This window comes from Halodesulfurarchaeum sp. (assembly GCF_036626455.1).
GTDB lineage: Archaea > Halobacteriota > Halobacteria > Halobacteriales > Halobacteriaceae > Halodesulfurarchaeum.
The window spans coordinates 93,910-100,139 of the sequence record NZ_JAZKRK010000004.1 but is presented as its reverse complement, the minus strand read 5'-3'; the positions used below and the strand labels follow the sequence as shown (position 1 = coordinate 100,139).

At 61.4% G+C, this 6,230-nt stretch carries 4 protein-coding genes; 2 read left to right on the top strand and 2 right to left on the bottom strand.

The genetic code is table 11. The features are described 5' to 3' along the window. The first annotated feature begins 215 nt into the window (after positions 1 to 215). Both arcD and V5A26_RS02640 read left to right on the top strand, forming a co-directional pair. On the top strand, positions 216 to 1,682 hold the full coding sequence (gene arcD, locus V5A26_RS02645; RefSeq protein ID WP_332320827.1) for an arginine/ornithine antiporter ArcD: 1,467 nt from the start codon (positions 216 to 218) through the stop codon (positions 1,680 to 1,682). A gap of 506 nt (positions 1,683 to 2,188) precedes the next feature. Then, the gene (locus tag V5A26_RS02640; RefSeq protein WP_332320826.1) at positions 2,189 to 2,818 is read left to right on the top strand and encodes a hypothetical protein; all 630 of its coding nucleotides are present in this window, start codon (positions 2,189 to 2,191) and stop codon (positions 2,816 to 2,818) included. Between the two features lie 75 nt (positions 2,819 to 2,893). On the opposite strand, the gene V5A26_RS02635 is transcribed toward V5A26_RS02640, so the two are convergent. Both V5A26_RS02635 and V5A26_RS02630 read right to left on the bottom strand, forming a co-directional pair. Further along, positions 2,894 to 5,194, bottom strand: coding sequence for a heavy metal translocating P-type ATPase (locus tag V5A26_RS02635; RefSeq protein WP_332320831.1), 2,301 nt, complete (start codon positions 5,192 to 5,194; stop codon positions 2,894 to 2,896). A gap of 100 nt (positions 5,195 to 5,294) precedes the next feature. After that, complete coding sequence (locus tag V5A26_RS02630; protein WP_332320825.1) at positions 5,295 to 6,041, bottom strand: helix-turn-helix domain-containing protein; 747 nt, start codon at positions 6,039 to 6,041, stop codon at positions 5,295 to 5,297. Positions 6,042 to 6,230 lie beyond the last annotated feature (189 nt).

The following is a 6,230-nucleotide window of genomic DNA, read 5'->3' as shown; positions in this document are numbered from 1 at the left end:
GGTGGCCGTGACAGACAACGGCCCGGGTATTCCAGATCCCGAACCGATCCGGCGGCAAATGAAACCGGAATCGGAACCGAAATCCAGCTCCGATTCCCCACTCCGGCGGTGGGAGCAGCAGGGACATAGCCGATCCTCTCGATTGTTATCACCCACCAATACGGATCGATTTCTTAAACCCTATTTAGGGGAGTCTGTATGTCGCAATCGTTCAGATGCCAGTGGAGTTTACGCCGAAGACGTATGCCGAGATGCCCGAGGAGAAGCAACTCAACCTCGTCGAGGCGCTCATTCCCGTCATGGGAATGATCCTGTTCCTCGCCGTGGGAATGATTTACCTGGAGCTCGACCCCCAGATTCCGCTCCTGTGGGGGATCGTCTTTGCGGGGCTGCTGGGCCGCTATTACTTCTCATACACATGGGCGGAACTCCTTGATGGGGTCGGTCGGAGTATCCTGATGGGGTTGCAGGCGATCCTCATTCTCTTCGTCATATACATGGTCATCGCCTCCTGGATCGACGCGGGAACGATCCCAGCGATCATGTATTACGGCCTGGAGTTCCTCTCGCCGCAGGTGTTCCTTCCCTTTACCCTCGTGCTGGCGGCAGTGGTGTCCTTCGCGATCGGGTCCTCATGGACGACTGCCGGGACACTCGGGGTCGCCATGATCGGCATCGGCTCCGGGCTCGGTGTGCCGGCACCGATGACTGCCGGTGCGGTCCTCTCCGGTGCGTATACGGGTGATAAGAACTCGCCGCTGTCGGACACGACCAACCTCGCCGCCGCAGTGACAAACACCGAACTGATGGACCACATCCGGGCGATGCGCCCGGGCACGATGATCGCGTTTGCCATCTCCTTTGTCTTGTTCGTCGTCCTTGGATTGAACGCGAGCGGGTCGATTCCGGTCGATCGGGTGGCCGAAATCCAGGGCGCCATCGCGGGAAGTTACGTCATCTCGCCCCTCGTTTTCCTGCCCATCATCATTACGTTCGCACTGGCCCTCTACGGCTTCCCGGCGCTCCCCTCGCTTGGGGCCGGGATTTTCGCCGGTGTGGGAGTCAGTATGAGCTTTCAAGGGACCGCCTTCGCCGACGCCTGGTCGACTGTCCAGTACGGAACCAGCCCCGAAACGGGCGTTGCGTTGACGAACGACCTGCTGGCCAGTGGCGGACTCGACGGCTCCGTCTGGGTCATCACGATAGTCGTGGCGGCACTCTCGCTCGGAGGTATCCTCCAAGAGACCGGTGTGCTCGCCGCGATCGCCTACTACATCGGTGAAGCCGTTACCAGCGTCGCAGGCCTCACGGCCGGGACCGCAGTCGGCACCTTCTCGATGAACGTCCTCGCGGCCGAACAGTACATGGCCATCGTGGTGCCCGGAATGACCCTCGGCAACCTCTATGAGGAGTACGGACTGGAGAGTCGGAACCTCTCTCGCGCCGTCGAAGCCTCCGGGACGACGACCTCGGCCTTCGTCCCATGGAGTTCCGGTGGGGTCTACATGGCCTCAGTCCTCGGTGTCCCGGTGATCCAATACGCCCCGTACTACTTCTTCGGCTTCATCTCCCCGCTGGTGTTGATCTTCATGGGTGCGACCGGCTGGAAGATGTTCTACAAGCCGGGCTCGGAGCGAGGCGACCCCAGAGACAGATCGGCATCACAGCCAGCCGGGGACTAAGCCCCGGTCCCTGATTTACGAGGAACCCACCTCCTTCTTCGAATTAGGATTGCCGATCCCGCTGTGTCGCCTGTCCAAATAAGTACGCCCCCCCCGAATACCAGGGCCCAGAGCAATGCTGGGCAGAAACGCAGCCGCGAGCCCTACGAGCAGGAGCCCGGTATATCGCAGCGGCCGGTCCTGGTGACCGCGCTGTAATCGCCGCCTCAATTGGTCCTGAGTGGCACCTGTCACACGACTCCACCACTCAAGAATACGACGACCATGGTACTAGAACTCCCCGTTGCAAAGCAGGGATACTGTCGCGGGGGTCCCAACAGTTCACCAGGTCACGACACTCATTCGTCGATACTACCGGGAAACAGGGCACCCCCTCGAATTTTCGCCACATGAACGGTGAGGCGGACGAAGAACGATTAAAAGCGTTTAGAGGCGTTTAAAAACGTTCTAATCGTTCGGTTTCGACCCTTGGGGGGAAGTAGGGGTCCCCCATAGAAAGAGATGTGATGAAACGCACACTAACAATCCTGGTCGTGGGCCTGCTGGTCGCGGTTCTCGCTATCGGCGGAATCGCACCGGGCGTAAGCGCTCACGGTGACACCGACACGGAGCAGACACCGGACGCGGAGCCAACCAACGCTGACAACCAGACTGCGGCCTATGCGGAGGCAATGACCCAATGGATGCAGACCCGAATGGGTCCCGAGGGCGTCGAGGCCTTCGAGGAGGAGACTGGCACGTCCATCAAGACGGTTGCCTACGCGATGGCCGAACAAATGGGGCCACAAACAGGCGCCTGGAACGGTTCGGTCCAGCAGACACCGGACAGTCACGACTGGAACAACGAGTCCCAGGCTCACAGTGGCTACGGGTATCAGGCCCCCGGCAGCAATTACGGCCCGCAGATGCCCCATGGACCGCATATGGCCCCCGGTAGTGGGTACGGTCCCGGGATGTTCGGCGGTGGATACGGCCCAGGCATGTTTGGCGGCAGCTATGGCCCAGGAATGTTCGGCGGTCAGGGTCAGGGCTTCTTCGGCGGCTTCGGTATCGGAGTCGGCCCAGGCGGCTCCGGAGCTGGCGGCCACGGTGGCGGACACGGAATGAGCGGCCACGGCATGGGTGGCGGTCGGTAAGCTCCCGAGTACCGACACCCGGTCCAGCGGCTTTTCTCACGGAGAAACTCGGACTGAGAAGGGTCTCTCAAGTGGCTACTGATATCGTTCTGGGGTGAGCCGCGCCAATCGCATCGCGTTTCCCGTGACGCCCAGGCTCATGCCCATGTCGCCGACGACGACCGCCATGGCCACGGTCACAAATCCCAAGGGAACACCCAGTGCGAGCAACGCTTTCACACCCAGACTCGACCAGATGTTCTGTCGGATGACGCCGTTTGCCGACTTCGAGAGCGCAGAGAGGTAGGGGATCCGGCCGATATCGTCGCCCATTAGCGCAATGTCCGCCGTTTCGAGGGCCGTGTCGGTCCCGGCAGCGCCCATGGCGATCCCGACGGTGGCGGTGGCAAGCGCAGGGGCATCGTTGATCCCATCTCCGACCATCGCCACCTCCCCGCCTGAGGCCTGAAGTGATTCCACGACGCCCACCTTCTCCTCGGGGAGCAAGGAGGCCCGATATTCATCCACGCCGACCTGCTCCGCGATGGTCCGGGCCGTGTTCTCGTTATCGCCGGTCAGCATCACGACATTGTCAATGCCGAGTTCGTGAAGGCGCTTGAGAGCCCCTGATGCATTCGGTCTGACCTCGTCGGCCACAGCAATAGCTCCAAAAATGGTGTCTCCCCGAGCCACCACGACAACCGTTTTGCCCGCCTGTTCCAGGGCAGCGAGGTCGTCCTCAAAGGTCCCGCTTGGACCATGCGAATTCGCGAGGGGTTCCTGCAGCGAGCCGCCGTCAGTCTTCGCGTCCCGGGACAACCCAACCTCCCGATCCGCGAAGAGTGCTGGTTTTCCGACGGTGACCGACTCACCGTCGATTTCGCCCCGAATACCACGGCCCGAGAGGTTTTCGAAGGACTCGGGAGTCGGGAGGTCGATTCCGGATGACTCCGCATGTTCGAGGATGGCCGCTCCGATCGGGTGGGTACTTCGCTGTTCGAGGGCTCCCGCCATCTGTAGAACGCTCGTATTCTCGGTCATACCGACCGTCAGTACGTCCGTCACGCTGAGGTCGCCTTTTGTCAGGGTCCCGGTCTTGTCGAAGGCAATCGTGTCGACCGCGCCCATCGCTTCGAGGTGCTGGCCTCCTTTGACGAGGACACCGTTTTTGGCCGCACTCGTGATCCCCGAAACGACGGAAACGGGCGTCGAGATGACGAATGCACAGGGACAGGCGATTACCAGCAGCGTGAGCCCCCGAATGAACCAGGTTTGCCAGCCGCCGACGAACATGATCGTGACCCCGGCAATGTCGACTGGAATCGGATTGGCGATCAAAAGCGGTGGGAGCGTCGCCGTCACAATCGCCAACACGACCACTATCGGGGTGTAATAGCCCGCGAACCGGTCGACGAACTGTTCGGTCTCAGTCTGTTTTGCCTGGGCGCCCTGGACCATGTCGATAATGCGGGCAAGTGTTGAATCCGCAGCCACCGAGGTGATCTGGATCTCGAGATAGCCCGCTTCGTTGATCGAGCCCGCGTACACCTCCTCGCCCTCGGATTTGTCGATTGGGACGCTCTCGCCTGTGATAGGAGATTCGTTGACCGCGCTCTCGCCGTCAATGACGGTCCCATCCAACGGGATCTTCTCACCTGGGCGAACGGCCACCGTTTGGCCCACCTCGACTGCATCAGCCGGGACTGTTGTCTCGGTTCCGTCCCGAATGACCGTCGCCTCGTCAGGTGATAACGCGAGCAACTCCCGGAGTGAGTCTCGGGCCCGGTCCATCGCGTAGTCCTCGAGGAGTTCCGCGACGCTGTATAGAACCGCCAGCGTCGCAGCTTCGACGAAAAACCCGATCGCTGTTGCAGCGATGATCGCCGTGCCCATCAGCAGGTCGATGTCCAGGCTGTGGTTTCGGGCCGAGTAGTACCCGCTTCGGACCACAGGACTGCCACTGATTGCGATCGCCAGGAAAAACGAGACGGCCCCAAGAGAGATCCGAGCCCCAAAGAACTGGCCTACGGGAGTGTTCCAGCCGGTTACGACGAATTCGAACAGTAACCCCACGACGAGGAACACCGCGCCGATCCAGGTTTTCGTGGCTCGAGAACTGGTCCAGACCTCGCTCGGCGGCGCGACATCGACGCCACGCTCTGAATCGGTTGTTTCAGATGCGACCTCCTCGACTGCGTACCCAGCGTTCTCGATTGCTGTACTGACCGCTGACTCCGTCGTCTGTTCGGGGTCGAAACGAACCGTGGCCGTGCCGGTCGTCGGGTTCAGCGACCGCTCGGTAATGCCCTCGATCCGGTCCAAACTGGTCTCGACTTTGCTCGCACAGGTCGGGCAGTCCATCTCGGGGACGGCGAAACTGGCGGCCTGCTCACGCATATCGGGGTCCGGCGGGCCGGCGTCTTCGTCCGTTTCTGTCACTACCGTCTACGAGGGACGGAACAAAAATAGGCCGTTGGTTGGAATATTCCAAGTGTTCTTAGAGCGCTGAGGATGGTTCGTCCACGCCTCGTTCGTCGACGTGTTGGCCCATCACATAGGCCTCGGCCCGGCGCAGCCTGTAGGTCAAGGTCGATCGCGGAACGTCCAACTGTTCGGCCAGTCCAGCCACGTCGATCCCGCGAGGTGTCTCGTAGTAGCCCTGATTCACAGCGGCCCGCAGCGCTTCCCGTTGTTTGGCCGGGAGCCCATCGATCAACGACGGCGCCTCCGAGGGAGTCTCACTGGCTGCGGTCATGCGATGCATCTCGAGTGTGGCACAGTCCCCGAGGGTCGCTTCCAATCTCTCCATGAAGGTCCTGACGTCGCCGTCCTCCGAATGGATGATGCGCCAGGTGTACTCCCGGCCGCGGTGTTTCGTTTCAAACAGGAGCCCATCACCGAGTGTGTCCCGAGCAATATGGGGGACCGAAATACAGGTCGGGGTCCGCTCCCAGTACGAATAGAGGACGAGGGCCTCCTCCGTGTGTTCGAGCACCTCGGTCGTCTGGGTGGCTCCACACTCATCGGTTGCCAGGCAATCGGCGTAATAATCGGCCATGCGAACGGTCTCTTCGATCGCCGCCAGCGCCTCTGGAGAGCCCGTCGCGTGGTCGACCCGCCAGAGACTCTCCGCAGTCGCATGGAGAGAGAGCGAGCGAATCCGCGCTTCGGGATGGGCCGCGAGCGTCTCGGCGACCGCGTTGCAGCCGTCCTCGTAGTCGATTGCGAAGACGAGCTCGCGCATACCCTGCGTAGGGTTCAAGGCGGTTTAACAGGTCGTGTTCGGGAGTGACCCGCTAAATCGATGCCGGCGCCAAGGTTTATAATCGATTACCGAAGCAGGCCCTGGTGATGGCCTGAAATCCAGCCACCACGCGCTCGCAGGTGTGCGACGTGTCGCGTGGTGAGAGCTGTCTGTCACGTCGCCTGTTCG